22 protein-coding genes and 1 pseudogene are annotated in these 25,576 nt (G+C 70.2%); 9 read left to right on the top strand and 14 right to left on the bottom strand.

The annotated features are described in order from the left end of the window. Positions 1–57: 57 nt before the first annotated feature. Both AQJ67_RS15385 and AQJ67_RS15380 read right to left on the bottom strand, forming a co-directional pair. Positions 58–561 (bottom strand): GNAT family N-acetyltransferase, encoded by a 504-nt coding sequence (locus AQJ67_RS15385; RefSeq protein ID WP_208614963.1) that lies wholly within the window; start codon positions 559–561, stop codon positions 58–60. Further along, a complete protein-coding gene (locus tag AQJ67_RS15380) occupies positions 558–1,553 on the bottom strand; it encodes a GlxA family transcriptional regulator (RefSeq protein ID WP_062719381.1) in 996 nt (331 codons plus the stop codon). Before AQJ67_RS15380 ends, AQJ67_RS15385 begins: the two co-directional genes overlap by 4 nt. A 71-nt stretch (positions 1,554–1,624) precedes the next feature. Between AQJ67_RS15380 and AQJ67_RS15375 the strand changes: the two genes are divergently transcribed. Beyond that, positions 1,625–3,013, top strand: coding sequence for an MFS transporter (locus tag AQJ67_RS15375; protein ID WP_062719382.1), 1,389 nt, complete (start codon positions 1,625–1,627; stop codon positions 3,011–3,013). Here the strand turns inward: AQJ67_RS15375 and AQJ67_RS15370 are convergent. Then, complete coding sequence (locus tag AQJ67_RS15370; protein ID WP_048583637.1) at positions 2,973–3,581, bottom strand: DUF1349 domain-containing protein; 609 nt, start codon at positions 3,579–3,581, stop codon at positions 2,973–2,975. The two genes, AQJ67_RS15375 and AQJ67_RS15370, sit on opposite strands and share 41 nt — an antisense overlap. A 47-nt stretch (positions 3,582–3,628) precedes the next feature. Beyond that, the gene (locus AQJ67_RS15365) at positions 3,629–5,158 is read right to left on the bottom strand and encodes an aldehyde dehydrogenase (NADP(+)) (protein ID WP_079055969.1); all 1,530 of its coding nucleotides are present in this window, start codon (positions 5,156–5,158) and stop codon (positions 3,629–3,631) included. Between the two features lie 132 nt (positions 5,159–5,290). Here AQJ67_RS15365 and AQJ67_RS15360 point away from each other — a divergent pair, with 132 nt between their 5' ends. The 4 genes and pseudogenes from AQJ67_RS15360 (at position 5,291) to AQJ67_RS15345 (ending at position 8,801) form a co-directional block, all read left to right on the top strand. Next, on the top strand, positions 5,291–6,064 hold the full coding sequence (locus AQJ67_RS15360; RefSeq protein ID WP_062719267.1) for an IclR family transcriptional regulator: 774 nt from the start codon (positions 5,291–5,293) through the stop codon (positions 6,062–6,064). Positions 6,065–6,083: 19 nt separating this feature from the next. Further along, complete coding sequence (locus tag AQJ67_RS15355) at positions 6,084–6,554, top strand: GNAT family N-acetyltransferase (protein WP_062719266.1); 471 nt, start codon at positions 6,084–6,086, stop codon at positions 6,552–6,554. 190 nt (positions 6,555–6,744) lie between these two features. Beyond that, a pseudogene (locus AQJ67_RS15350) lies at positions 6,745–7,289 on the top strand (response regulator transcription factor). Positions 7,290–7,355: 66 nt separating this feature from the next. Next, positions 7,356–8,801, top strand: coding sequence for a peptidoglycan D,D-transpeptidase FtsI family protein (locus AQJ67_RS15345; protein WP_062719265.1), 1,446 nt, complete (start codon positions 7,356–7,358; stop codon positions 8,799–8,801). Positions 8,802–8,835: 34 nt separating this feature from the next. Here AQJ67_RS15345 and AQJ67_RS15340 read toward each other — a convergent pair whose 3' ends face one another. Next, positions 8,836–10,287: an NCS2 family permease gene (locus AQJ67_RS15340; protein ID WP_062719264.1), complete on the bottom strand. Its 1,452-nt coding sequence runs from the start codon at positions 10,285–10,287 to the stop codon at positions 8,836–8,838. A 263-nt stretch (positions 10,288–10,550) separates the two neighbouring features. Here AQJ67_RS15340 and AQJ67_RS15335 point away from each other — a divergent pair, with 263 nt between their 5' ends. The 3 genes from AQJ67_RS15335 (at position 10,551) to AQJ67_RS15325 (ending at position 12,904) form a co-directional block, all read left to right on the top strand. After that, complete coding sequence (locus AQJ67_RS15335; protein ID WP_062719263.1) at positions 10,551–11,120, top strand: SigE family RNA polymerase sigma factor; 570 nt, start codon at positions 10,551–10,553, stop codon at positions 11,118–11,120. Next, positions 11,117–11,983: an anti-sigma factor gene (locus tag AQJ67_RS15330; protein ID WP_062719262.1), complete on the top strand. Its 867-nt coding sequence runs from the start codon at positions 11,117–11,119 to the stop codon at positions 11,981–11,983. Before AQJ67_RS15335 ends, AQJ67_RS15330 begins: the two co-directional genes overlap by 4 nt. Positions 11,984–12,070: 87 nt before the next feature. Then, entirely contained in the window at positions 12,071–12,904 is an 834-nt protein-coding gene (locus AQJ67_RS15325) for a pectate lyase (protein WP_062719261.1), read from the top strand. A 186-nt stretch (positions 12,905–13,090) separates the two neighbouring features. Here the strand turns inward: AQJ67_RS15325 and AQJ67_RS15320 are convergent, their stop codons facing one another. Further along, positions 13,091–14,245, bottom strand: coding sequence for a right-handed parallel beta-helix repeat-containing protein (locus tag AQJ67_RS15320; RefSeq protein ID WP_062719260.1), 1,155 nt, complete (start codon positions 14,243–14,245; stop codon positions 13,091–13,093). 268 nt (positions 14,246–14,513) lie between these two features. On the opposite strand from AQJ67_RS15320, the gene AQJ67_RS15315 reads away from it, so the two are divergent. After that, positions 14,514–16,721, top strand: coding sequence for a glycoside hydrolase family 43 protein (locus tag AQJ67_RS15315; protein ID WP_062719259.1), 2,208 nt, complete (start codon positions 14,514–14,516; stop codon positions 16,719–16,721). Positions 16,722–16,727: 6 nt separating this feature from the next. On the opposite strand, the gene AQJ67_RS15310 is transcribed toward AQJ67_RS15315, so the two are convergent. From AQJ67_RS15310 to AQJ67_RS15275, 8 genes are all read right to left on the bottom strand, one after another. Next, on the bottom strand, positions 16,728–17,525 hold the full coding sequence (locus AQJ67_RS15310) for an HAD family acid phosphatase (protein WP_062719258.1): 798 nt from the start codon (positions 17,523–17,525) through the stop codon (positions 16,728–16,730). 86 nt (positions 17,526–17,611) lie between these two features. After that, positions 17,612–18,721, bottom strand: coding sequence for a right-handed parallel beta-helix repeat-containing protein (locus AQJ67_RS15305; protein WP_062719257.1), 1,110 nt, complete (start codon positions 18,719–18,721; stop codon positions 17,612–17,614). A 52-nt stretch (positions 18,722–18,773) separates the two neighbouring features. Then, positions 18,774–19,931: a dienelactone hydrolase family protein gene (locus AQJ67_RS15300; RefSeq protein WP_062719256.1), complete on the bottom strand. Its 1,158-nt coding sequence runs from the start codon at positions 19,929–19,931 to the stop codon at positions 18,774–18,776. Beyond that, on the bottom strand, positions 19,918–21,165 hold the full coding sequence (locus AQJ67_RS15295; RefSeq protein ID WP_062719255.1) for a pectate lyase family protein: 1,248 nt from the start codon (positions 21,163–21,165) through the stop codon (positions 19,918–19,920). Before AQJ67_RS15295 ends, AQJ67_RS15300 begins: the two co-directional genes overlap by 14 nt. Beyond that, the gene (locus AQJ67_RS15290; protein ID WP_062719379.1) at positions 21,158–22,201 is read right to left on the bottom strand and encodes a pectinesterase family protein; all 1,044 of its coding nucleotides are present in this window, start codon (positions 22,199–22,201) and stop codon (positions 21,158–21,160) included. Before AQJ67_RS15290 ends, AQJ67_RS15295 begins: the two co-directional genes overlap by 8 nt. A gap of 4 nt (positions 22,202–22,205) precedes the next feature. Then, positions 22,206–23,342 carry a pectinesterase family protein gene (locus AQJ67_RS15285; protein ID WP_062719254.1) on the bottom strand — a complete coding sequence of 379 codons (1,137 nt, stop codon included), beginning with the start codon at positions 23,340–23,342 and terminating at the stop codon, positions 22,206–22,208. Between the two features lie 56 nt (positions 23,343–23,398). Beyond that, positions 23,399–24,712 carry a pectate lyase family protein gene (locus tag AQJ67_RS15280; protein ID WP_062719253.1) on the bottom strand — a complete coding sequence of 438 codons (1,314 nt, stop codon included), beginning with the start codon at positions 24,710–24,712 and terminating at the stop codon, positions 23,399–23,401. Between the two features lie 33 nt (positions 24,713–24,745). Continuing rightward, positions 24,746–25,546 carry a rhamnogalacturonan acetylesterase gene (locus tag AQJ67_RS15275; protein WP_062719252.1) on the bottom strand — a complete coding sequence of 267 codons (801 nt, stop codon included), beginning with the start codon at positions 25,544–25,546 and terminating at the stop codon, positions 24,746–24,748. Positions 25,547–25,576: the final 30 nt, after the last annotated feature.

Below are 25,576 nucleotides of genomic sequence, written 5' to 3'. Positions count from 1 at the left end.
AGTCGTACGGTTCGGAGACTCCCTCCGCTCAGTGTGTGAACCTTCAATCAGCCGACTTCATTCCCCGTTGACGGAGAAGCGCAGGAAGAGATGGTGGTCGCCCTCGGCGGGCGGGTTCTCCGGGTCCGGGACCCAGCCCTGACGGGCGTAGAAGCCCTGGGCGCGCCGGTTGTCGACATGCACGTCCAGCACGGCCGTCCGCTTGCCGTCGGCCCGCCACTCCTCGACGCAGGCCGCGTGCAGGGCGGTGCCGACGCCGGAGCGCCAGTGGTCGGGGTCGACGTGGAACTGGAACAGCTTGACCGTGTCACGGGGGGCGTCCTTTGGGGTGCGGAAGGAGGCCAGCCCGATGATCCGGCCCTCCTCGACGACGCACAGCACATGCCCGTCCGGCCGCTCGATGGCGCTGCGCCAGGAGGCGAGCCAGTCGGTGCCGTCCTGCGGGATCCCGTCGGGGTAGTACGTCGCCCGGGCGCGGGCGTGCAGCGCGACGACGTCCTCGGCCTCGGCGGGCACGGCGGTGCGGATCACACGGTGTGCGGTCATCCGGTCACTGATCATGCAACGGAGGACGTGGTTGCCGCGGCGCCGGTTCCGAGCCGGCTGAACTGCGCCCGGTAGGCGCTGGGCGTCAGTCCGGTACGCCGGACCAGATGCCCCCGCAGCGAGTCGGCCGTGCCGAGGCCGCAGGCGTGGGCCACCTGGTCCATGGGCAGGTCGGTGGTCTCCAGCAGCTCCTTGGCGCGCTCGACGCGCTGGTGGAGCAGCCACTGCAGCGGGCTCACCCCGCTCTCGGCGTGGAAGCGGCGGGTGAGGGTGCGGACGCTGACGCCGGCGTGCCGGGCCAGGTCGGTGAGGGTGAGCGGCTTGTCGAGGTTGCGCATGGCCCAGCCCCGGGTGTCGGCGCAGGCGTCACCGCGCTCGGGCGGCAGCGGGGTCTGGGTGAACTGGGTCTGGCCGCCGGGCCGTACGGGCGCGACGAGGGCACGCCGGGCGACCTCGTTGGCGACGGCGGCGCCGTAGTCGGTGCGGATGACGTGCAGGCACAGGTCGATGCCGGCGGCGTAGCCGGAGGAGGTGACGTACGGCCCGTCCTGGACGTACAGCACGTCCCCGCAGAGCTGGACGTGCGGGTAGCGGCGGCGCAGTTCGTCGGCGTGCGCCCAGTACGTGGTGGCCCGGCGCCCGTGCAGCAGGCCCGCCTCGGCGAGCTGGAAGGCGCCGGTGCACAGGGACGCGATCCGCTTGCCGGCGGCGGCCGCCTCGCGGACGGCGGTCACGATCCTGGCCTCCGGTTCGTAGGGTTCCCCGGTCCCGGCGACGAGCACCGTGTCCGCCTCGCGCACGACGTCGAGTCCATGACGTACGTACAGGTCGAGTCCGCCGCTGGTGGGCACCGGGCCGGGCTCCGCGGCGCAGATGACCACCTCGTAGCCGGGTTGTCCGGCCACCTCGACCTTGCCGAACAGCATCTCGGGGATGGCGAGGTTGAACATCGAGACGGGTGAGGGGGCGACGACGGCGATGCGGTGCGGGGTACGCGACTGCGGCATGGCCAGAACCTCCGGGTGCATGGCATTCCGGCCACTACTGTACGACGGTCCGGGCCCCCAGCATGGAGGGCATGTCAACGAACCAGACCCTGAAGGGCGACGAACTCGCCCTGCCGCACGGCGCGTTGGAACCCAGCAGGTCCTCCGCCGCCGTCACCCTCACCGCCGGTCTTCTCGGCTTCGCGCTGGTCTGCCTCGACGCGTCGATCGTGAACGTGGCGCTGCCCGCGATGGGTTCCTCGCTCGGGGGCGGGATGTCCGGCCTGCAGTGGGTGGTGGACGCCTACACCTTGGCGTTCGCCGCGCTGATGCTGTCGACCGGGGCGTTCTCGGACCGGGTGGGTGCGAGCCGGGCGTTCGCGCTCGGTGCCGCCGTGTTCACGCTCGCCTCGGCGGCCTGCGGTCTGGCGCCGAACCTGCCGACGCTGATCGGCGCGCGGGTGGTGCAGGGCGTGGCGGCGGCCGTCGTCCTGCCGGCCTCGCTGTCGCTGGTGCGGCAGGCGTACGCCGATCCGGCGCGGCGGGCGCGGGCGGTCGCCGTGTGGGCGGCGGGCGGTTCGGCGGCGGTGGCGCTGGGCCCGGTGGCGGGCGGTGTGCTGACCACGGCGTGGGACTGGCGCGGGATCTTCTTCGTCAACCTTCCCGTCGGCGCCCTGATCCTCGTCCTGCTCCTGCGGGCCCCGCGCTCGGAACGCCGCCCGGCGCCGCTGGACCTGCCCGGGCAGGTGACGGCGGTGGTGGCGCTCACCGCGCTGACGTTCGCGGTGATCGAGGGCGGCACGGCGGGCTGGGTGGCGCTGGCGGTGGCCGTGGTGGCGGCGGCCGTGTTCCTCTGGGTCGAGGCACGTCACCCGCATCCGGTCGTCCCGCTCGGCCTGTTCCGTGACCGGACCGTCGCGGTGACGGTGGCGGCGGGCACGGCGGTCAGCGTGGCGTTCTACAGCATGGTGTTCGTCTTCTCGCTCTTCTTCCAGCAGGTGCAGGGGCGTTCCGCGCTGGCGGCCGGGCTGATGTTCCTGCCGATGACGGGCCTGATCGCGGTGACCAACGTGGTGGCGGGCAAGCTCGCGGGCCGCCACGGCGCCCGGCTGCCGATGCTGCTGGGGCAGGGCCTGGCCGTGGCGGGACTGCTCGCGATGCTGTACGTCGACACCGACACGCCTGCGGCCGTGGTGGCCCTGCTCCTGGTCCCCATGGCCCTGGGCTGCGCGCTCACGGTGCCGCCGCTGACGGCGGCGATGCTGGAGGCCGTGCCCACCGAGCGGGCGGGTCTGGCGGCCGGGGTGCTCAACGCCGCGCGGCAGATGGCCGGGGCGCTGGGGATCGCCGTGTTCGGGGCGCTGGTCTCCGACGGTTTCGTGACGGGGATGCGGCTGAGCCTGGTGGTCAGCGCGGCGCTGCTCGCGGTGACCGGCCTGCTCAGCTTCCGTCTCGCAGGTCCTTCGGCCAGTCGGGCCTGAACTCCAGGTGGTCGTACGTCACGACACACCCCTCCCCCATCGGCGACTGCGTCATGAAGCCGACCAGGGCGGCGTCGGTCTCCTTCTCCTCGCCCAGCGTGAAGAGCCGGACGAAGGTCCAGCGCTCGCCGTCGCGGGAGGCGTGGAAGGCGAAGGCCCGGCCGGTCCGGCTCACCCGCAGCCAGACCGAACTGCCCTCCACGGTGAAGGAGTTGGCGTCGTCGGAGTGCCCCCGGGTGACCACCGTGCAGACGGTGGGCACGTCCGGGGAGTACTCCAGGCAGAGTTTCGCCCAGGCCCGTTCCCCGACGTGGACGTAGAGGACCCCGGCGTCGAAGGCGGCGGCGAACCCGACGGTGACCCGCGCGATCAGCTGGAAGTCGCCCTCGGGCGCCCCGAGCAGCCGCGGCGCGTCGGAAGCGGGGTCGAGGCCCTCACCGGTGGGCGGCACGAACCGGTCCTGGCGGGGGCCCGCCCATCCGGAGAGGATGCCGTCCTCGTAGGCCCAGTGGCCGTCGGGGCCGTAGGTGCGGAGGGGAAAGGGCAGTTCAGGAAGTTCCACGTCCATCTCCTGAGTCTTTCAGTTTCCCCTCCGCCATGTGGCCCTTAATTCGTTCAGCGTTCGAGCTGACCGTTGAACCGGCGCGGCAGCCCCAGCGGGTTGTCGTCCCGCAGTTCCGGCGGCAGCAGCGCCTCGGGGGCGCCCTGGTACGCCACCGGCCGCATCCACCGCTCGATCGCCGTACCGCCCACCGACGTGGACGTCGAGGTCGTCGCCGGGTACGGCCCTCCGTGGTGCTGGGCCGCCGCCACGGCGACGCCCGTCGGCCACCCGTTCACCAGCACACGCCCGGCCAGCGGCGTCAGCTCCGCGAGGATCTCCGCCCCACGTCCCTCACCCGCCGCCTCCTCGGCCGACAGGTGGACCGTGGCCGTGAGGTTGCCGGGCAGCCGGGACAGCACGGTCTGTGCCTGCGCGTCGTCGTCGTAGCGGACCACGACGGTCACCGGGCCGAAGCACTCCTCCAGGAGCAGGTCGTACGCACCCTCGCTCGCGAGCTTCTCGGCGGCGACCGTCAGGAAGCCGGCGCTCACGGTGTGCTCGCCGCCGGCGCCCGGCGTCACCGGGGTCTCCACGTCGGGGAGCTCGGCACGCTCGGCGACCCCGGCGATGAAGTTGTCCCGCATGCGGTGGTCGAGCAGGACACCGGAGTCGGTGTCGCTGACGGCGTCCGTGAGCGACTTGACCAGGCCGTCACCGGCGGCACCGGACGGCACCAGCACCAGGCCCGGCTTCACACAGAACTGGCCGACGCCCAGCGTCATCGAGCCGGCCAGCCCGGCGCCGATGGCCTCCGCGCGCTCGGCGGCCGCGGCCTCGGTGATGACGACCGGGTTCAGGGAGCCCAGCTCGCCGTGGAACGGGATCGGCACCGGCCGCGCGGCCGCCGCGTCGAAGAGGGCGCGGCCGCCCCGGATCGAGCCGGTGAAGCCGGCCGCGGTGATCAACGGGTGCTTGATCAGCTCGATGCCGGCCTCGAAGCCGTGCACGAGGCCGATGACACCCTCGGGGATGCCGTGCTCGGCGGCGGCCCGCCGCAGGACGGACGCGACCAGCTCGGACAGGGCCGGGTGGTCGGGATGGGCCTTGACGACGACCGGGCAGCCCGCGCCCAGCGCGCTCGCGGTGTCGCCGCCGGCGACGGAGAAGGCGAAGGGGAAGTTGGACGCCGAGTAGACGGCGACGACTCCGAGGGACACCTTGTAGCGGCGCAGATCCGGGATCGGCGGGGTCGCGGTGTCGTCGGGGTGGTTGATCACGACGTCGAGGAAGGCGCCCTCGTCGACGATGTCCGCGAAGGACCGCAGCTGGTAGCAGGTGCGGGCGAGTTCGCCGGTGAGCCGGACCGGGCCGAGCGCCGTCTCGGCGTCGGCGGCCTCGACGAGGTGGTCCTTGGCCGCCTGGAGCCTGTCGGCGGCGGTGCGCAGGAAGGCCGCGCGGACCGTGCGGTCGGCGAGGGCGCCGCGCGCTTCGTGCGCGGCGCGGACGGCGGCGTCCACCTCCTGGGCTGTGGCCTCCACCGCAACCTGTTCACGCTGCTTCCCGGTTCGGGGGTCGACACTCCAGACTGGTGCTGCTGCCACCGCGGGTCCCTCCACACATGTATTGCCGCAGTACGGGGTCATCCACCAGGCTCGTTCGATATACTGAACGTTGTCTCTGATGATGAATATGCTTCGGAGACTATTTCCCGTCCAACGAAGGGGTCAAGGGCGATGTCGGCTGGCGAGACGGGCGGCGGGGCGCAGGTCAAGTCCGCGGTACGGACGGTTGAACTGCTGGAATACTTCGCCGGACGCCCCGGCATGCACTCCCTCGCGTCGGTCCAGGAGGCCGTCGGATATCCCAAGTCCAGTCTCTACATGTTGCTGCGCACGCTCGTGGAGCTGGGCTGGGTGGAGACGGACGCGACGGGCACGCGGTACGGCATCGGCGTCCGGGCGCTGCTGGTCGGCACGTCCTACATCGACGGCGACGAGGTGGTCGCGGCGGCCCGCCCGACGCTGGACCGCCTCTCGGACGACACGACCGAGACGATCCACCTGGCCCGCCTCGACGGCACGAACGTCGTGTATCTGGCCACCCGCCAGTCCCAGCACTACCTGCGCCCCTTCACCCGGGTCGGCCGCCGCCTCCCGGCGCACTCCACCTCCCTCGGCAAGGCGCTGCTGAGCACCTACTCGGACGAACAGGTCCGCAAGCTGCTCCCGGAGACGCTCCCGGCCCTGACCGAGCACACGCTCACCGACCGCGAGAAGCTCATCGAGGAACTGCAGCAGATCCGCGAGCAGGGCTTCGCCGTGGACCGCGAGGAGAACACGCTGGGGCTGCGCTGCTTCGGCGTCGCGATCCCGTACCGCACCCCGGCCCGGGACGCGATCAGCTGCTCGGTGCCGGTGGCGCGGCTGACGCCCGCCCATGAGCAGCTGGTGAAGGACGCGCTCTTCGACGCGCGGGACCGGCTGACCCTGGCGACTCGGAGGCTCTGACTGCCTAGGCTCTGTCCTCATGGATGTGGAGCTCCGTGAGGTGCACGACAGTGATCTGCCCGTCTTCTACCGGCAGATGAACGACCCGGAGGCCCTGCGCATGGCGGCCTTCACCCCCAAGGACCCGGCCGATCGGGACGCTTTCGACGAGCACTGGAAACGGATCCGGTCCTCGTCGGACGTCCTGCGCACGATCCTGGCCGACGGCGACGTGGTGGGCAGCACGGCCGTGTACGGGGAGCCGGGCGAGCGGGAGGTGACCTACTGGGTCGACCGCGCGTACTGGGGGCGCGGTGTCGCCACGGCCGCCCTGCGGGGGCTGCTCACCGAGGTCCCCGAACGCCCGCTGTACGCCCGTGCGGCGGCGGACAACGAGGGCTCGCTGCGGGTGCTGCACAAGTGCGGGTTCCGGGTGACCGCGCAGGCGAGGGGGTTCGCGAACGCGCGGGGCGAGGAGATCGACGAGTTCGTGCTGCATCTGGAGGGGTGAGGGCCTCTCCCGAACGCCCTGACCGACGCCACGACCGGCGCCTCCCCCTGCCGCCCCGGCGGCGGTCACGGTCTGCGGGGCATCGCCGACCGGACGCGGCTGCTGGGCGGGACCGCGCAGGCCGGGGCTGCCGGGGGGACGTGGCGGCTGAACGTACGACTGCCCATGAAGGGACCATGAAGGGACCCGCATGAGCGACCGCCCGCCCGTCCGTGTCGTCCTCGCCGACGACGAGCGCATGGTGCGCACCGCCCTGCGCGCCATCCTCTCCGTCGAGCCACCGAGCAGATCCTCGCCACGCTCGACGAGCCGCCCCGCATCGTGCTCGTCACCACTTTCGAGAACGACTCCTAGGTGTACGACGCGCTGCGCGCCGGAGCCGCCGGGTTCCTGCTGAAGCGGGCGGACGCCGACGCGCTGGTGCAGGCCGTGCGGCTGGTCTCGCCCACCGACACTCTGCTGTTCCCGGCGGCCGTGCGCACCCTGGCGGCCGAGCACGCACGCGCGTACCCGGCGCCACCGCCCTGGGTGGCGCGGCTCACCTGCCGGGAGAGCGAGGTGCTGCGGCTGATGGCGCGGGGCCTGACCAACGCGGAGATCGCGCGGCGCATGGAGGTCGGCCCGGCCACCGTGAAGTCGCATGTGGCGGCGGTCCTCGCGAAGACCGGCATCCGGGACCGTACGCAGGCGGTGATCGCCGCCTACGAGGCGGGCTTCATGAACGCGGCTTCATGAACCCCCGATGAGAAAACCGGGTGGAAGGGAACGTTCCACCCCATCCTGATCGTCCTTCGGAGTGGGATGAACAAGACGATCAGGCGGGCGTCCGTCTTCGCGCTGCTGCTGGTGTTGGCTCTGCTGGTCAGGGCGACCTGGGTGCAGTTCTACGAAGGCCAGGCGCTCGCGGACGACAAGGAAAACCGGCGGAACACGATCGCGCTGTACAGCGAGCCGCTCGGCAACATCGTCGTGGGCGGAGAGGCCGTCACCGGTTCGGCGCGGATGAAGAGCGGCGACCTCGCGTACAAGCGGACGTACAAGGACGGCGCGCTGTACGCGGCGGTGACCGGGTACAGCTCGCAGGCGTTCGGGGCGACTCAGCTGGAGGGCGTGTACCGGGACCTGCTCGACGGGACGGACAACCGCCTGAAGAGCGTGATGGACACCGTCACCAACAAGCGGTCCGACCCGGGCAACGTGATCACGACGATCGACCCGGACGTCCAGAAGGCGGCGTACGACGCGCTCGGCGACAACAAGGGCGCCGCCGTCGCGATCGACCCGGCCACGGGGAAGATCCTCGCGGTCGTCTCCACTCCGTCGTACGACCCGTCCCGGATCACCACGGGCGACTCGGACGTCTGGAAGCAGCTGACCAAGGACTCCGACAAGCCGATGACGAACCGCGCGCTGCGCCAGCCGCTGCCGCCGGGTTCGACGTTCAAGCTGGTCGTGGCGGCGGCCGCGCTGGAGGACGGGCTGTACTCGTCGGTGGACGAGAAGACGGACAGCCCGGACCCGTACCCGCTGCCGCAGTCGAGCGACAAGCTGGGGAACGAGAACCCGTCCGCGCCCTGCGAGAACGCCTCGATCCGGGTCGCCCTGCAGTACTCCTGCAACAACGTCTTCGGGAGCATGGCCGTCGCCCTGGGCCAGGACAAGGTCAGGGAGATGGCCGAGAAGTTCGGCTTCAACGACAAGGAGCAGGACGTGCCGGTGCGGGCGTACACCAGCGTGTACCCCTCTGACATGGACGAGGCGTCGACCGCTCTGAGCGGCATCGGCCAGTTCGACGTCACCGCCACGCCGCTCCAGATGGCCATGGTGTCGGCCGCCATAGCCAACGACGGCAAGCTGGTCTCGCCGCACATGGTGTCCCAGATCACCGACGGCGGCGGCGACGTCCTGGAGAACTACGACGACGACGCCGACTCCACGGAGATCGTCAGTTCCGACACCGCCGAGCAGCTCCAGTCGGCCATGCAGACGGTCGTCGAGAAGGGCACGGGCACGAACGCGCAGATCTCTGGCGCGACGGTCGGCGGCAAGACGGGCACGGCCCAGCACGGCGAGAACAACAGCAAGACGCCGTACGCCTGGTTCACGTCCTACGGGAAGGCCGACGGCAAGGAGGTCGCCGTGGCGGTGATCATCGAGCAGTCGAACGCGGAGCGCTCGGAGGTCAGCGGCAACGGGCTGGCCGCCCCCGTCGCCAGGAAGGTGATGGAGGCGGCGCTCAAGAGCTAGGTCCTGTCTGCCCGGGCCCGGGAGCCGGGGAGGTCTACTTGACGCCCAGGATCTGCTCGATCGGGTTGATCGCGAAGTACACCAGGAACAGCAGCGAGGTCCCCCACAGCAGCCAGTGGATCTCCTTCGCCTTGCCGAGCACGACCTTGATCACGACGTAGGCGACGAAGCCGGCGCCGATGCCGTTGGTTATCGAGTAGGTGAACGGCATGACGGCGATGGTCAGGAACGCCGGGATGGCGATCTCGTACTTGTCCCAGTCGATGTGCTTGACCTGGGTCATCATCAGGAAACCGACGGCGACCAGGGCGGGGGCGGCCGCCTGGAGCGGGACGATGGTGAGCAGCGGGGTCAGGAAGAGGGCCAGGGCGAAGAGGCCGCCGGTGACCAGGTTGGAGAAGCCGGTGCGCGCGCCCTCGCCGACGCCGGCCGCCGACTCGATGTAGGAGGTCGCCGAGGACGAGGAGGCGGCGCCGCCCGCGGCCGCCGCGGCGCCGTCGATCAGCAGCACCCGGCCGAGGTTCGGCACCTTGCCCTGTTCGTCGAGGAGTCCGGCCTCGGCGCTGATGCCGACGACCGTGCCCATGGTGTCGAAGAAGTCGGACAGGACCAGGGTGAAGACCAGCAGGACGACGGTGATGGCGGTGGTCTCGCCGAACGCGCCGAACAGGCTGAAGTCGCCGATGAGTCCGAAGTCAGGGGTGTCGACGATCTTGTCGGGCCAGGCGGGTGTGGTCAGGCCCCAGGCCTTGATGTCGGCGATCGAGTTGATGATCATCGCGGCGACCGTCATCGTCACGATGCTGATGAGGATGGCGCCCTTCACCTTGCGGGCGAGCAGGGCGATCGTCAGCAGGACACCGAGGCAGAACACGAGGATCGGCCACCCGCCGAGCTGGCCGGTGCCGCCCAGCTGAACCGGCACGGTGGTGTTCGCAGCGTCCGGGATGCGGCTGACGAACCCGGCGTCCACGAAGCCGATGAAGGCGATGAACAGGCCGATGCCGACGCTGATCGCCTGCTTCAGCGGCTGCGGGATGGCGTGCATGACGGCCTCGCGCAGTCCGGTGAGGACGAGCACACAGATCAGCAGGCCTTCGAGGACGACCAGTCCCATCGCGTCGTCCCACGCCATGAGCGGGGCGATCTGGAAGGCGACGACGGCGTTCAGGCCGAGCCCCGCGGCGAGCGCGAGCGGGAGGTTGCCGCCGACGCCCATGATGATCGTCATGACGGCGGCCACCAGGGCGGTGGCGGTGGTGAGTTGGACGGCGTCCAGCTGGTGGCCGAACTTGTCCTTCGCGCTGCCCAGGATGATGGGATTCAGGACAAGGATGTAGGCCATCGTGAAGAACGTGGCGAAGCCGCCGCGTATCTCACGGGCGAAGGTGGAGCCCCGCGCGGAGATCTTGAAGTACCGGTCGACGCTGTTCACGCCTGGCGGCGGGGCACTTGACCGGTCGGCCACCTTCTGGGATTCGGACATGACGGTTGCTCCTTGCTGCCTGACTTGATCGGTGTGCGGATGCTGGCTGGATTGTTCCCGCGTTGAACGCGGTTCAGGTTTTCTCCGTGTTACGGAATCAGAGCTGTTCACGTGCGACGTACCACACGGTGTTCGAAGTCCCGTACGAAACGGGCTCTCGATCGCTGCTACAGTTCCGGACCTCGACCGGATGATCGCGAATTGATCGCCGGACGACCACATTCGTGATCGAAACGACACTTCGCAGGCAGGAGGGGTCGCCCGTGGGTACGGTCGTCGACGACGCCGCCTCCGTGGAGTTCCATGCCTTCTTCGAGCGCCACTACGCCGAACTGTCGCGCCTGGCCCATCTGTTGACGGGTGAGGCGGACGCCGCCGACGATCTGGCGGCGGACGCGCTGCTCGCGCTGTGGCACCGCTGGGATCGTGTACGCGCGGCCGACCATCCGGTGGCGTACGCGCGCGGGGTCGTCGCCAACCTGGCCCGCACGAAGATCCGCAGCGCGGTCCGGGAGCGGCGGCGGGTGGCGCTGTTCTGGTCGCAGCGCGAGGAGAAGACCGAGAACCCGGACGTGGCGGGGGTCGTCGACGTCCAGGAGGCGTTGCGTAGACTTCCGTTCCGCAAACGCGCCTGTGTGGTGCTGCGGCATGCGTTCGACCTCTCCGAGAAGGACACCGCGCTCGCCCTGGGCATATCGGTCGGTACGGTGAAGAGCCAGACCTCGAAGGGGATGGGCGAGCTGCAGCGGCTGCTCGGGACGCAGGGCGCTCCGCTCAAGGTGCACGCGGCGGCCATGGCCCGCACCGGGGGCGCCGGAGGAAGGAACCGATGATGCGGCGGGACGTGCACGACGAACTGCGCGCCCGGCTGCACGAGGCGGCCGAGGAGCACGAGCCCGACCGCGCACGGATCCTGGCCCGGATCGAGCGCGGCATGGCGGAGCCGTCCGGGCAGTCCCGCCGCGACCACCGCGCGACCCGTCCGCCCGTGTACGGCTGGGCCAGGGTGGTGACCGCCACGGCCGCGGTCGCCGGCGTTCTCGCGGTCGGCGGTTACGCGGTGGCGTCCGCCGTGAAGGAGGACACCCCACAGCAGACGGTGGCCACCTCGCCGACGCCGACCCCGTCCCCGGACGCCACGAGCCCTCCCCCGGCCCCGCCCGCCCCGCCGGCGGACCCGACCCCGCAGAACACACCGGAGTCCCGGGCGACGACCGGTGCACCGACCCGGCAGCCGCCCCCCACCGCCGCGCCGCCCGCCGCCAAGGGCGAGGAGGACGGCCCCCTGTGGTCGGACGGCTCGGTGGACCCGCACAGCAACGACTTCTGGGCGCAGAGCAACCTGACCCTGAAGACGAGCGAGCAACTCACCGCGCTCACCGTGCGGTTGACGGTGGCGCAGACCGGTGGGGTCAACAACACGGGCGCCTGGCGTTCGCTGCCCGAGGACGACTTCACGCTGACGGTCGAGGAGCAGGACGGCTTCCTCGTCTACACCTGGGTGCTCAGGGAGGGCCGTACGGTCCGTGCGGGCGAGTGGGTGTTCGCCGGGCAGTACGACCATGAGCGCGGCGGCCGGGACGCGCAGGACGACCGCTATGCGATGACGGCCACCGCGGGCGGCGAACAGCTGTCCGTGGCGGGCGACTTCGCGGCGCACGACGACAACGACTCGGCAGCGGACGGGGATTCGTAGCGAAGTTTCCGCCGGACCGGCAACCCCTTCCCCACGCGTGGCGACCAGGAGACGCAAGGATCCCCCCTCCACGCAAGGAACCGGTTCATGACAGCACAGACCGAACAGCGCGTCCGGCACCGCCGCAAGGCCACGAAGCGCCGGGCGCTGATCGCCGGAGTCTCCGCCCTCGGCCTCACCGGCGCGGCCGTCGTCACCACCACGTCGTTACTGTCGTCGGCCGGCGCGGCCGCGGCCTGGCCGACGCCCACCGACAGCAAGCCGGTGTCGAAGACGATCCCGGTGTCGGGCACGTACGACGGCAAGCTCGCGAAGTTCTACGGCACCGGCGACCTGGGCGGCAGCGGCCAGGAAGAGGGCCAGGACCCGATCTTCGAGCTGGCCGACGGCGCCACCCTCAAGAACGTCATCATCGGCTCCCCGGCCGCGGACGGCGTCCACTGCAAGGGCTCCTGCACGCTGCAGAACGTGTGGTGGCTGGACGTCGGCGAGGACGCCGCGACCTTCAAGGGCAAGTCGCCCTCGACCGTGTACACGGTGTACGGCGGCGGCGCGAAGAACGCCGACGACAAGGTGCTCCAGTTCAACGGCGCCGGGAAGCTCGTCGTGACCAGGTTCCAGGTGCAGAACTTCGGCAAGCTGGTGCGCAGTTGCGGCAACTGCTCCACGCAGTACAAGCGGTCGATCATCATCAACGACGTGGACGTCACCGCGCCCGGCAAATCGATCGTCGGCGTCAACTCCAACTACGGTGACACGGCCGCGCTGCGCAAGATCCGCGTCCACGGCGACAGCGGCAAGAAGATCAAGACCTGCACCCGCTTCGAGGGCAACAGCAGCGGCAAGGAGCCCAAGGAACTCGGCACCGGTCCGGATGGAACCGCTTGCCGGTTCTCGGCATCTGACATCACGTACCAGTGATCGATCCCCAAGGACCTGCTGATCTGAGCCCCCCTCGGTCAGCAGTGGAACGCCCCCGCCGGTGACGACCGGCGGGGGCGTTCGCGCCCTTAAGGGGCGCGGGGCTGTATTGATGATGCGGCTCCGCCGCGCGGGCGCGACCAGCCACGACCGAGCCTGCAGTCCGCAACCGGCCTTTAGCGGCAGTCACTTCATCGTCGAGCCGATCGCCGACGCCCCTGTCGTCAGGAATGTCGTCGTCGGCAAGGCCCCGCTCGCCTGCCGCGAGGCATACGCCGTCGCCGCGTCCGTCGACCTGAACGCCGGAGCAGCCACCCCACCGTCCCAGTTGTTCGCCGCACACACGGTGGACGCCCCGACCCTGGAAAGCGCCTTCTTGTTGCCCACCGCGAGATTCCGGGCCAGCCGGGCCTTGCCCGTGGCGAAGTAGAACCCGGTCTCGGCGTTGGCGTACGCGGTGTTGCGGTTCAGGACGATCGCGCCCGTGTTGGAGTTCTCGGTGAAGCCGTGCAGCGTGTTGTCCCAGGCCGCGTTGTTGTTGACGACGTGGGCCACCGAGGCACCCCCGCCGCCGAGCTTGAAGCCGTTGCCGTTGCCCTCGAAGGCCGAGTCGGACCAGCGGTTCTTGCCGTTGCCGAAGGCCCAGGTGTGTTCGATGGTGACGGGTGAGGAGAACTGCCAGAGGTCGAGGCCGTCATCCGAGTTGCTGTAGAGGCGCGCCCCGGTGATCCGGTTGCCGGTGCCGGAGCCGAACTTCACGGCGATGCCGTCGGCGTTCTGCCCGTGCCCGGCCGGGTCGTAGTTGCCGTGGCTGTCGAGGTTCTGCACGAGGTTGTTCGTGGTGCCGTCGCCGCGCAGCGTGAAGCCGGAGTCGCCGTTGTCCGCGGTGACGAGGTTCTTGAAGACGCCGCCGACGGACGACGTGGCGACGAAGCCCTGGGCCGGGGAGTTGACGAAGGTGAGGTTCTGGACGGTCCAGTAGTCGCCGTAGATACCGGCCAGCCAGGACCCCGCGGGCAGCTTGGCCCCGTCGATCCTCACCTTCTCGCCGCCGTACGCCTGGAGGGTGATGCGGGCCGAACCGGTGCCGTTCGCCGTGGACTTGAGGGTCGCGGACGGGGTGTACGTGCCGCCGCGGACCTGGATCGTCGTACCGGCGACCGCGTTCTTGACAGCCGCCTCCAGCCCCGCGGTGTCGGACACGGTGACCGTCGTGGCGGCGGCCTGGGCGCCGCCGTCGGAGAGGCCGAGGTAGACGCCGCCCGCTCCGGAGGCGACGGCGACGGCCGCGGCGATGGAGAGCGTACGGGTCCTGCGGTGACGGCCGGTGCTCGGACGCACGGGTGGTTCCTTTCCTGGGCCAACGGGGACGAAGCGGGCCGGAGGGGCCGCCCCGGCCCGCCTCTGCCATCCGGTCGCCGCCATGCCGGGGGAAGGTTGCCGCGCCTCACCGAAAGCAAGCGAAACTTTCGCCGGCTCTCATCGCCCACTCACCGATTGACGTGCTGTTTCCCACTGGTGAGACTCCGAAGGCGCACACGACCCAACAGGAACCCCCACACCCCCACACCCCCACACCCCCACACCCCCACACCCCCACAGGAGTGACATGCGCCCACGAATCCTCCTAGTCGCCTGTCTCTCACTGCTTCTCGCCCTCCTCACCGTCCCGTCCAGTACCGCCGGTACCGCTAACTCCGGAGCACCACCCGTGAAGAACCCCAAGTACGCCGGCTACCTCTTCGCCTACTTCACCGGCGAGGGCACCGCCGACGGCGAGCAGATCCGCTACGCCCTCAGCCGCGGCAACGACGCCCTGCACTGGCGGGAGCTGAACGCCGGGAAGCCGGTCCTGACCTCCACGATCGGGGAGAAGGGCCTGCGCGACCCGTTCGTGATCCGCTCCCCCGAGGGCGACAAGTTCTACATGATCGCCACCGATCTGCGGATGTACCAGAACAGCAGCGGCAGTTGGGACCAGGTCCAGCGGCACGGCAGCAAGTCCATCATGGTCTGGGAGTCCACCGACCTGGTCCACTGGACCGACCAGCGCCTGGTGAAGGTCTCGCCCGACAGCGCGGGCAACACCTGGGCGCCGGAGGCCTACTGGGACGACAGCCTCGGTGAGTTCGTCGTCTTCTGGGCGTCCAAGCTGTACGCCGACGACGACCCCGACCACACCGGATCGACGTACAACAAGATGCTGTACGCGACCACGAAGGACTTCCGCACCTTCAGCGCCCCGAAGGTCTGGGACGACCCCGGCTACTCGGTCATCGACTCCACGGTGGTCGAGCACGACGGCACGTACTACCGCTACACCAAGGACGAGCGCGACCCCTCCTCCAGCTCGCCCTGTTCGAAGTTCATCACGGCCGAGAAGTCGACGACGCTGACCTCGACGAAGTACGACTTCGTGGCCGACTGCATCGGCAGCGGCGCGATGGAGCGCGGCGAAGGGCCGACGGTGTTCAAGTCGAACACCGAGGACAAGTGGTACCTGTTCGTCGACGAGTACGGCGGCCGCGGCTACGTCCCGTTCGAGACCACCGACCTCGACTCGGGCAAGTGGACCCCCTCGCAGAACTACCAGCTGCCCGCGAGCCCCCGGCACGGCACGGTGATCCCGGTGACGCAGGCCGAGTACGACCGGCTGCTGGCCGCGTATCCGGCGAGCCCCGCCTCGGTGGTGGACGCGACGGCGAAGGACCAGAAGGGGTACGCGATCGTCACGGACGGCGCCGCGAAGGTCGTGCTCCCGATGGGGCCGGACGCGGACCTGTCCCGTCTCGCCCCGAAGCTGTGGATCGGCGAGGGCGCCTCGGTCAGCCCCCGCTCCGGCACCCCGCGCGACTTCCGCAAGCCGCAGAAGTACACGGTGACGGCCGCGGACGGCACGAAGCGCACCTGGACGGTCGAGGCGGTGCGCACCAACAGCCCCACGCTGCCCGGCCTCAACGCCGACCCCGACGTGCACTACCTGAACGGCGAGTACTGGATCTACCCGACGACCGACGGCTTCCAGGGCTGGAGCGGGACCCGGTTCAAGGCGTACTCCTCCAAGGATTTGGTCCACTGGAAGGACCACGGCGTCATCCTCGACCTCGGTCCGGACGTGAGCTGGGCCGACACATACGCCTGGGCGCCCGCGATAGCCGAGCGCGACGGCAAGTACTACTTCTACTTCTGCGCCGAGCAGCAGATCGGCGTGGCCGTGGCCGACTCCCCGGCCGGTCCGTTCAAGGACGCGCTGGGCAGGCCGCTGATCGCCAAGGGCGGTGCGCTGAAGGGCCAGATGATCGACCCCGCCGTCTTCACGGACGACGACGGCACGGCGTATCTGTACTGGGGCAACGGGCACGGGTACGTGGTCCCGCTGAACGACGACATGGTGTCGTACGACGCCTCGAAGGTCCGGGACATCACCCCGGACAACTTCCGCGAGGGCTCCTTCGTGATCAAGCGCAAGGGCGTCTACTACTTCATGTGGTCGGAGGACGACACCCGTAGCGAGAACTACCACGTCGCCTACGCGACCGGACCGTCCCCGCTCGGCCCGTGGACCAAGAAGGGGACGATCCTGTCCAAGCGTCCCGAGTACGGCATCCTCGGCACGGGCCACCACTCGGTGGTGAACACCCCCGGCACCGACGACTGGTACGCCGTCTACCACCGGTTCGCCCTGAACGGCCCCGGGAGGCCGGGCGGTGACGGCATGCACCGGGAGACGACCGTCGACCGCCTGGAGTTCGCGGCCGACGGATCGATCCTGCCGGTGGTGCCGACCCTGGAGGGCGTCAAGCCCGTACGCCGGTGAGCGGGCTCAGCTGACGTAGTACGTCGGGTTCGGGAGCTTGTAGGTCTTGTCCGCGTACCCGCCCTCGAGGTCCGAGTACTGGTCGCCGAAGTTGGCGACGATGTCGTACCCGAGGTCCTGCTCGATGTGCTTCCGGGTGCCGGACTTGTACTGCACCGTCGTGCAGGTCCAGGTGCCCGGAGTGGCACACGCGCTCAGGTAGGACGGCGGGGCGGCCTTGTCCTTGAGGAACATGTGGTCGGCGTCGAGGTTCACATCGGCGCCGATCTTCTTCAGGTTCTCGACGGCGGCGGTGCGCTGCGCCTCGGAGAGACCGGAGTTGTAGAAGACCTCGACGCCCCTGGCCTCGGCGTACCGGACGAGTTCGGCGCTGCCGAAGACTCCCGGACGGTCGGCCTTGTTCACGTAGTCGGCCCAAGTGGTGGCGTTGTACGTGTAGTTGGTCTTCTTCTCGTAGTCGAGGCTGAGCAGCAGCGTGTCGTCGATGTCGAAGACGACCGCGGGCTTGTGGCCCTTCTTCGAGGCCTTCTTGGCGGCCTTGTCGATCTGCTTCCTCGCCGCGCGGTCGATGGCCGCGAGGTCCTTGGCGTACTGGCTGCTCGCCGACGCCTGGTAGACGCCGTTGGCGTCCAGGGTGGTGCCGTAGTAGGTGTCGATGTCCTTGACCAGGACGCCGATGTTGTACGGCTCGTGGGTGCTGTTCGCGGTGGACTGGCCGGCCGTGGCCGCGCCGGCGCCGTAGAGGCCGGCACCGGCGACAACACACGCGGCGGCCATGGCCGCGATTCGCAGTGGCTTATGCATGACAGACGTTCTACGCGCGTCACCCGGGTGAGCGCGAGACCCGCAGGGCAAAAAACGGGTCAAGCGCCCCGGGAGGCGGTCCATGCTCAGTCCATCGTGGCGCCGATGGTCGTCGAGCCCGTCTTGAGGAAGTTCGTCGTGGGCAGGGTGCCGCTGGTGCTGCGGGCGTTGTACGTCGACGAGGCGTCCGTGGAGACGAACGACGGCGTCGAGATGCCGGAGTCCCAGTTGTTGCCGTCCGAGGTGACCGACGAGCCCTTGTTGACCGAGCCGCCGCCGTTGCTGACGGCGAGGTTCTTGCCGAGGCGGGCGGCGCCGGTGGCGAAGTAGTAGCCCCACTTGGCGTTGGCGTAGGCCGTGGTGCGGTTGATGACGATCGCGCCCTTGTTGCTGTTCTCGGTGAAGCCGTTGCCGGCGTTGTCCCAGGCGGCCGAGTTGTTGATGACGTGGGCGACGGTCTCGCCGTCGCCGCCCAGCTTGTAGCCGTTGCCGTCGCCCGCGAAGGCCGAGTCGGACCAGCGGTTCTTGCCGTTGCCCATGGCCCAGGTGTGCTCGACGGTGACGGGCGAGGAGAAGGACCAGAAGTCCAGACCGTCGTCCGAATTGTTGTACAGGCGGGCGCCTGTGATCAGGTTGCCGGTGCCGGAGCCGAACTTCACGGCGATGCCGTCGGCGTTCTCGCCGTGGTTGGCGGCGTCGTAGTGCCCGTAGGAGTCGATGTTCCTGACCGTGTTGTTGACGGTCCCGTCGCCGGTGAGCGTGAAGCCGGAGTCGCCGCCGTTGATGGTCTTGATGTTGTTCCAGTTGGTGCCGGTGCAGGACTGGCAGACGACCGCGCTGTCCGGGGAGTTCTGGAAGGTGATGTTGGAGACGTTCCAGTAGTCCGCGGTCAGCTTGAAGATCCAGTCGCCGTCGGGGAGGTTCGAGCCGTCGATCTTGACGGTCTCCGAGCCGTACGCGGTGAGCTGGACGGGCGAGGACGAGGTGCCGTTGGCCGTGGACTGGAGGGTGGCCGTCGGGTAGTAGGTGCCGCCGCGGACCTGGATCACGGTGCCGGCGGTGGCGTTCTTGATGGCGTTGGCCAGGTCGGTCGAGTTGCTGACGACGACGGTCGCGGCCTGCGCCTGGGTGGGGAGGACGGCCAGGCCGGCGCCCAGGGTGAGGGCCGCCAGGGTGGCGAGAGCGGTACGAGACATGGAGTGCGGGTCCTTCCTCGTGCGGGCGGGGGGACGGTGCACAGGCGAGGGTTCACAGGACGGCGTCGAGCCAGGTGAAGGCCTCTTCCTGCATGCGGTCGACGAAGACGTGGCCGAGGTCGGGCCAGGTCTTCAGGTGCAACCGCTCCTCGGCGTGGCGGGAACGCCAGACGGCGCGCAGCTTGTCGTGGGCCGCGCGGACGCCGTCGGCGGGGAACAGCGGGTCCAGCCCGCCGTCGAAGAACAGCATCGGCCTGGGTGCGGCGATGCTCGCCACGTCGGGGAAGTCGAGGAACCGGGGAAGCCCCGGGTGGAGCATGTAGTACGACGACTGCCCGCGCAGGGTGTTGTTGCCGGGCACCATCATTTCCTTCAGGCCGGTCATCCAGCAGACGGCGGCGGTGGCCGCGACGACGTCCGTCAGCGCGGCGGTCTGCCAGGCGCGGTAGGCGCCCATGGAGAACCCGAGGGCCGCGACGCGGTGTGCGTCCACGCGGTCGAGGCCCGCCAGGAACCCGGCGGCCCGGGCGTCCTCGCGGGCCATGAGTCCGGCGAGCGAGGAGCCGAGGTTGAAGAAGTTGGAGGCGAGGGCCTGCTGTTGGTCGTAGGTGAGCGGCCCCCGGTCGCCCCAGCCGAGCGCGTCCGCGCACAGCACGACGTAGCCGCGCCGGGCGAGCTCGTCGCCGACGAACCGCCCGCTGAAGTACTTGTCGGCCCAGGCCTGCGCGGAGACGAGCCGGGTGTCGTCGTACCAGGGCCGGACCAGCTTCTCCTTGCCGATGTCGAACTTCGCCCCGTGGTCGTGCAGCAGCAGCACGGCGGGGAACGGTCCGGGTCCGTCCGGGGTGAGGAGGGCGGCGCGGACGCGTTCGTGGCGGGTGAGGGAGAGGGTGACCAACTCCCCTGTGTAGCCGTCACCTTGGTCCGCGTCGGTGAACTGGGGGGCGTACGGCGTCCCGTCCTCGCGGTCGACGAGGAGATGCGCCTCGACCTTGGCGCGGGCCGCGCGCCGCCAGGACCCGAAGTCGCGGACCGGTGAAGTCCCCCAGGCGAGCGGGAAGTTCAGCCGCGCCTTGAGCGCCGGGTGGAAGTCGGGCAGCGGGCCGTCCACCACCCCGGCCTCCGCGGGGCTCACCGCTCCCCCGGCCAGGACGGCCGCTCCGGCGCCCACCATGAAAGCCCTGCGCCCGAGGGCGTCATGGCCGCCCATACTGCCTCCCGGTGCCGGCGTGCGTCAGGACGTGGCGCTCGACCGCCGCGGCGGAGGTGAGCGGCCGGTAGTCGTACACGTCGGCCGGGTCCCAGCCCACGTCGTCGGTCAGGCCGAGACCGGCGGCCGCCGCTTCCAGACGGGCCGGACGGCGGTCGAGCCAGGAGCCGGTGTCGTGGAAGCGTTCGCCTCCGTAGGCGGCGAGGATCGCGTCGTGCCGGAAGACGTTGCGCTCGGAGTAGAGCGCCGACTCGACGCCGACGCCGAGGGCGTAGAGAGGGGCCCGGCCCCGGGACACGTACAGGTTGTTGACGACGTGCACCTGCCCGAAGCGGACGCGGGGCCCGCGCTGCACGATGTCTTCGAACAGGTTGCGGAGGAACGTCACCTTCAGATGCCCCCGGTCCCGGTCACCGCGTCCGTCGCCGGAGCCGACGAGGATCGCCTTGTCGTGGTCCTCGAAACGGCTGTCGGAGACGGTGACGAAGTCGGAGCCGTCCTCGATGTCCAGCAGCCCGTCGTGACGCTGGACGCGTTCGCCGTGGAAGCCGAGGGGGGCGGTGCGGTCGGGGAAGCGGCCGTCGGTGAAGGTGCAGTGGTCGATCCAGAGGTTCTTGCCGGTGATGACCGTCAGCGCGTCGAAGCGGGCGTTCCAGTTGCCCTGGGTGCCGTCGTCCGGTGACCAGCTGGTGAAGTGGTCGACGGGTGCTTCGAGTCGAAGGTTCCTGACCACGATGTTCGTGCCGGTGTTGACGGTCAGGAAGACCCCGAGGAGCCGGGCGTCGTCACCCGTACCCACCAGCGTGGTGTTGCTCGGCACGGTCAGCTGGATCTGCGCCTTCTCCTTGTTCGACCCGGTCTGCCGGAGCCGGCGCTGCTGTTTGCAGTAGTCGTGGCGGGTGTCCGACCACTCGGCACCGTCCTCGCCGAAGCAGGACATGTACTTCGCCAGGTCGTACCCGGGCGCGTAGTCCTGCTCCCCGAGCAGCGAACCGTCGTCGCTCTCGTGTCCGTTGATGGCGCCGACGACGTGGATCACCTTGGGCGCGGTCGGGTCGCCGCCGCCCGCCAGGGCCTCCTTGAGCTCGGCGCGGGTGTGCACGGTCCAGGTCGTGCCGCCCGCGCCACCGGTGGTGCCGGCGCCCCAGCCGGCGGGGCCGCGCTCGGCGGCGGAGGCCGGCGCGGCGGCCCCAACGAGGCAGGCGCACGCGAGGAGGGCGGCGGCTCTACGCATGGGGCCGCCAGCCGCGCAGGTAGGTCTCCTTGGTATGCGCCTCGGCCTCGGCAGAGGCCAGTTGAGGCCGGTTCTCCGGAACCGTGATCACCGCTCCCTGGCCCGTGTTGCGGTGCTCCCGGAAGCGCATGGTCTGCCAGGGGTACGCCTCCCGCATGTTGGTGTAAGGCGCGACGGGGTCGATCCCCGGCCCGATCCGGGTGTCCCGCACGACCAGCGACGGCCACGCGCTCGTCTCGTACGTCGGCACCCACGGCCGGGCCAGCTTGTACGCCCCGTCCTCGGCGCCGGAGGTGATGCGGGAGCGGAGGGCGAGGATGCCGTACGGGTTGGCGCGGGCGGTGGACGGGGCGAAGACCATGCCCTTGGGGGTGAAGTCGACGTCCCGCTGGAGGGTGTGGAAGTGGCACTCCTCGAAGACTGCCGTGGCCCGGCCGAAGACGAAGTCGACGTCGCCCTCGATGTGGCAGCGGTGGAAGTACTGCCGGTCGAAGGCGTCGAGCGCGGACGTGTCGACGAAGAGGGTGTCCTGGTGGGCGAGGAGGCGGACGTTCTCGAAGTGGGTGCGGTCGCCGGTGAGGTACGCGGCGACGGCCTGGGTCCCCGTGATGTCCGGGTGGTCGGCGCGCAGCCAGTCGTTGGCCAGGGTGAGGTCGCGGACGGTGAGTCCGGGCGCCGCCGAGCTGAAGGTGGCGGAGCCCGCGGTGCCGTAGGTGCCCGAGCCGTCGGGCTTGGGGGTGCCGTTGGCGTTGTCGAAGACGATGACGGCGTCACGCGGGTCGCGGGAGGCGCCGCGCAGCGTCAAATCGACGGCGCTGACGGGGACTTGGACGACCTCGCGATAGGTCCCCGGGTGCACGACGATCGTCCGGCCGGGCCCGTCCACCGCGTCCACGGCCGCCTGGACGGAGTCGCCGGGGCGGACGTGCAGGACCCGGCGGCCTGCGCGCGGCGTCTCGGCGAAGGCGGGCCGGCCGCCGGCGACGGCGACGGCGAGTCCGGCCGTGACGCCGGCGAGGAGGGTGCGTCTGCCCAGCATGTCAGCACCCCTCCCGCCATGGCCGCCAGTCGCCGAGGTAGGCCTCTCGGGTCACCGACTCGGCCTGCTCGCGGGCGAGTTGGGGCCGGTTCTCCGGGACGGTGATCCGGGCGCCCGGGCCGGTGTTGCGGTACTCGGCGAAGCGCTGGTTCTGCCAGGGGAAGGCGTCCGACATGTTGGCGTAGGGCGCGACCGCGTCGATGCCGGGGCCCAGCCAGGTGTCCCGCACCACGAGCGAGGGCCGGGCGGTGGTGTCGGAGCTCGGCACCCAGGGCCGGGCCAGCTTGTAGTAGGCGTCGGGGGACTCGCTGCTGACACGGCTCCCGGTGACCAGGTAGCCGAGCGGGTTGGCGCCCGCCGTCGAGGGCGCGAAGACGAAGCCGTACGGCGCCGAGGCCAGGTCGGTGCGGGTCAGGGTCCGGAAGTGGCAGTGCTCGTAGACGGCGGTGGCCCGGCCGAAGACGAAGTCGACGTCGCCCTCGGCATAGCAGTGGGAGTAGTACTGGCGGGCGAAGGCGGTCAGGGCCATCGAGTCGGCGTACAGGGTGTCCTGGTGGCCGAGGAAGTGGCAGTGGTGGAAGGCGGCGCGGTCGCCCTGCACCTTGATGGCGACGGCCTGGGTGCCGGAGACGCCGGGGTGGTCGGCGCGCAGCCAGTCGTTGGCGAAGGTGATGCGGTGGGCCGTGAAGCCGGCGGCCTGGACGAGGGTGGTGGCGGAGCCGGTGGTGCCGTAGGTGCCGCCGCCGGGCTTCGGCGTCCCGGCGGCGTTGTCGTAGACGATGACGACGTCACGCGGGTCGTCACCGGCGCCGAGCCAGGTCATCTCCGTACGGGTCACGTCGACGGCGACGGTCTCCCGGTACGTCCCCGGCGCGATGACCAGCGTCCAGCCGCTGCCGCCGGCGGCGGTGACGGCGGCCTGGACGGAGGTGAAGTCGCCCTGGCCGGACGCGTCGACGTACAGGGTCTGCGGGGTCAGGCGGGCGGCCGGGGAGCCGTAGCGGCCGAGGGGGCGGGGTCGGGCGGCGGCTCGGGCGGGGACCGACGCGACCGCGACGGCGGCTCCGGCTCCGGCGCTCGCGAGCAGGAACCCCCTTCTGGACAGGGACACGGGGAGTCGGCGGTGGGGCGAGGGCATGCGGGTGCTCCTTCGCAGTGGGCCGGGGCTGCGCGCCCCGGCCCGGCGGCGGTGGGTCAGTGCAGGCGGCCGGCGCCCGCGCAGCGGTTGAGGATCCCCGGCAGTGCCTTGGGGTTGTCGACCTTGGTCCGCAGGGTCGGCTTCCAACCCGCGCCGGACTGGAGGGTCTCCCCCGGGATCTCGGCGTTGTGGACGGCGATGAGGTCGGTCAACTTGCCGTTGACGTAGTTGTTCTCGGCCGTCAGCGGCGACTCGTTCCACTTCTTCAGGACCTTGCCGACGCTCGCGCCGGCCGGCAGCGAGACGGCGTTGTCGCTGGCGTGCAGCTGCGAGGAGATGCCGACGCCGAAGACGTAGTAGTCGTCCTTCTGTTCCTCGGTCACCACGTAGTGGTTGTTGTAGACGTCGACCTGTCCGAACCGCACGCGCGGGGAGCGCTGGAGGATGCCCTCGAAGCGGTTGTGGTGCATGGTGACCTTGAGCTTGCCGCTGTCGGTGGTGGCGAGGCCGTCACTGTTTCCGATCAGCATGTTCTTGTCGTGGTCCTGGTAGCGGTTCCAGGACACGGTCACGTAGTTGGAGCCGCGCACGATGTCCGTCAGCCCGTCGTGCTGCTGGAAGACCTTGCCGAAGTAGACCGGCCGCTCGCTGTCGGGGTAGCGCCCGTCGGTGAACGTGTTGTGGTCGAGCCACACATGGTCGGTTCCGTAGACGACCACGGCGTCGTACTCGGAGTTCCAGGCTCCGGTCTTGTTGTCGTCGGTCGGGTCCCACTTGGGGAAGCAGTCCAGCGGCGCCTCGATGGTGAGGTTGCGCATGATGACGTTCGAGACGCCCTTGATCTGGAGGCTGCCGCCGAGGATGCCGGAGTTCTGGCCGACGCCGACGATGGTGGTGTTGCTGGGGACGTTGGCCTTGATCTCGGTGTCCTGCTTGGCGGCGGAGGCGACCCGGGCGTCCTCCTGCGGGCCGCTGGCGACCTCGTCGTTGCCCCAGACGGCCGGGTCGTAGTCCTTGAGGTACTGCTGGAGGTCGTAGCCGTCGGTGACGAAGGCCTCGCAGCCCTCGGAGACGGCGTCGATCATGCCCTTGACCTTGATGATCTTCGGGGCGTCACCGCCGGCCTTCAGCGCGGCCTTGAACTCCGCCCAGGTGGTGACGGTGTACACGTGCTCGGCGTCGGCGGCCGACCCGCCGGTCGTCCCGGCGCCCTCCGACCCCCAGCCGTCGTTCGCGCCGAGCACCTGCCGGCCGAGCTCGCGGGGGCCCGCCTCGGCGCTGGCGCCGGTGAGACCGAGAACGAGCGCGGTGCAGCCGATCAGCACAGCGGACTTTGCTGTGACATGCCCATGCCATACATGTGCGTTCATTGTGCGGTTCTCTTTTCTGCGGTTCGGGGATGGTTACGCGGCGGCCTGCGGCCAGGTGATCCAGGTCTCCGGGATCTCCTCGCCGAGCCGGCGCACGTCCTGCGGGGCGAGCACACGCGTCCGCAGCAGCTCCCGTGCCACGAGACGCGCCACGGCGATGGCGCCCGGCGGATTGAAGTGCGTGTTGTCCTGCTCCGTCGCCGTCCAGTTGAAGTACGTCTTCGTCCCCTCGACCCCGATCCGCTGCCACAGCGCGAGGGACAGGGCCTGGACGTCGAGCAGCGTGACCCGCTCCTCCTGCGCGAGCGCACGCATCGCCACCGGATAGTCGCCGTGGGTCGGCACGGCGTTGCCGTCGGCGTCGAACTTCCGCCGCTCCACAGCGGTGGCCAGCACCGGCCGCGCACCACGAGCCCGAGCGCCCTCGACGTACAGCCGCAGATAGTCCTGGTACGTCGTCCAGGGCTCGGTGTACCGGGTCGGATCGGCGACCTTCTCGTCGTTGTGCGCGAACTGGATCAGCAGCAGGTCACCGGGCTGGATGGCCTGGAGAATGGCGTCGAGTCGGCCTTCGTCGACGAAGCTCTTCGAACTACGCCCGTTCACCGCGTGATTGGAGACGAGCAGGTTCTTGCGCAAGAAGAAGGGGAACGCCATGCCCCACCCGGTCTCCGGGGCGGCGTCGGCGTATTTCTGGGCGGCGGTGGAGTCGCCGGCGATGAAGACAGTGCGGGTGCGATGGCGCTGCGCTGCTTGGGCGGTACCGGTGACCGCGAGGGCGAGGGGGGCGGCGGCGAGGGCCGCCAGACTGACCTGTCTGCGGGTAAGAGACACAGCGGTGCCTTTCAGCAGGGGTGAGTTGTC

It is taken from the genome of Streptomyces caeruleatus, from assembly GCF_001514235.1.
Taxonomy (GTDB): Bacteria; Actinomycetota; Actinomycetes; order Streptomycetales; family Streptomycetaceae; genus Streptomyces; species Streptomyces caeruleatus.
Note: the sequence above shows the minus strand (reverse complement) of the source record. Positions and strands in the feature narration are given on the sequence as shown.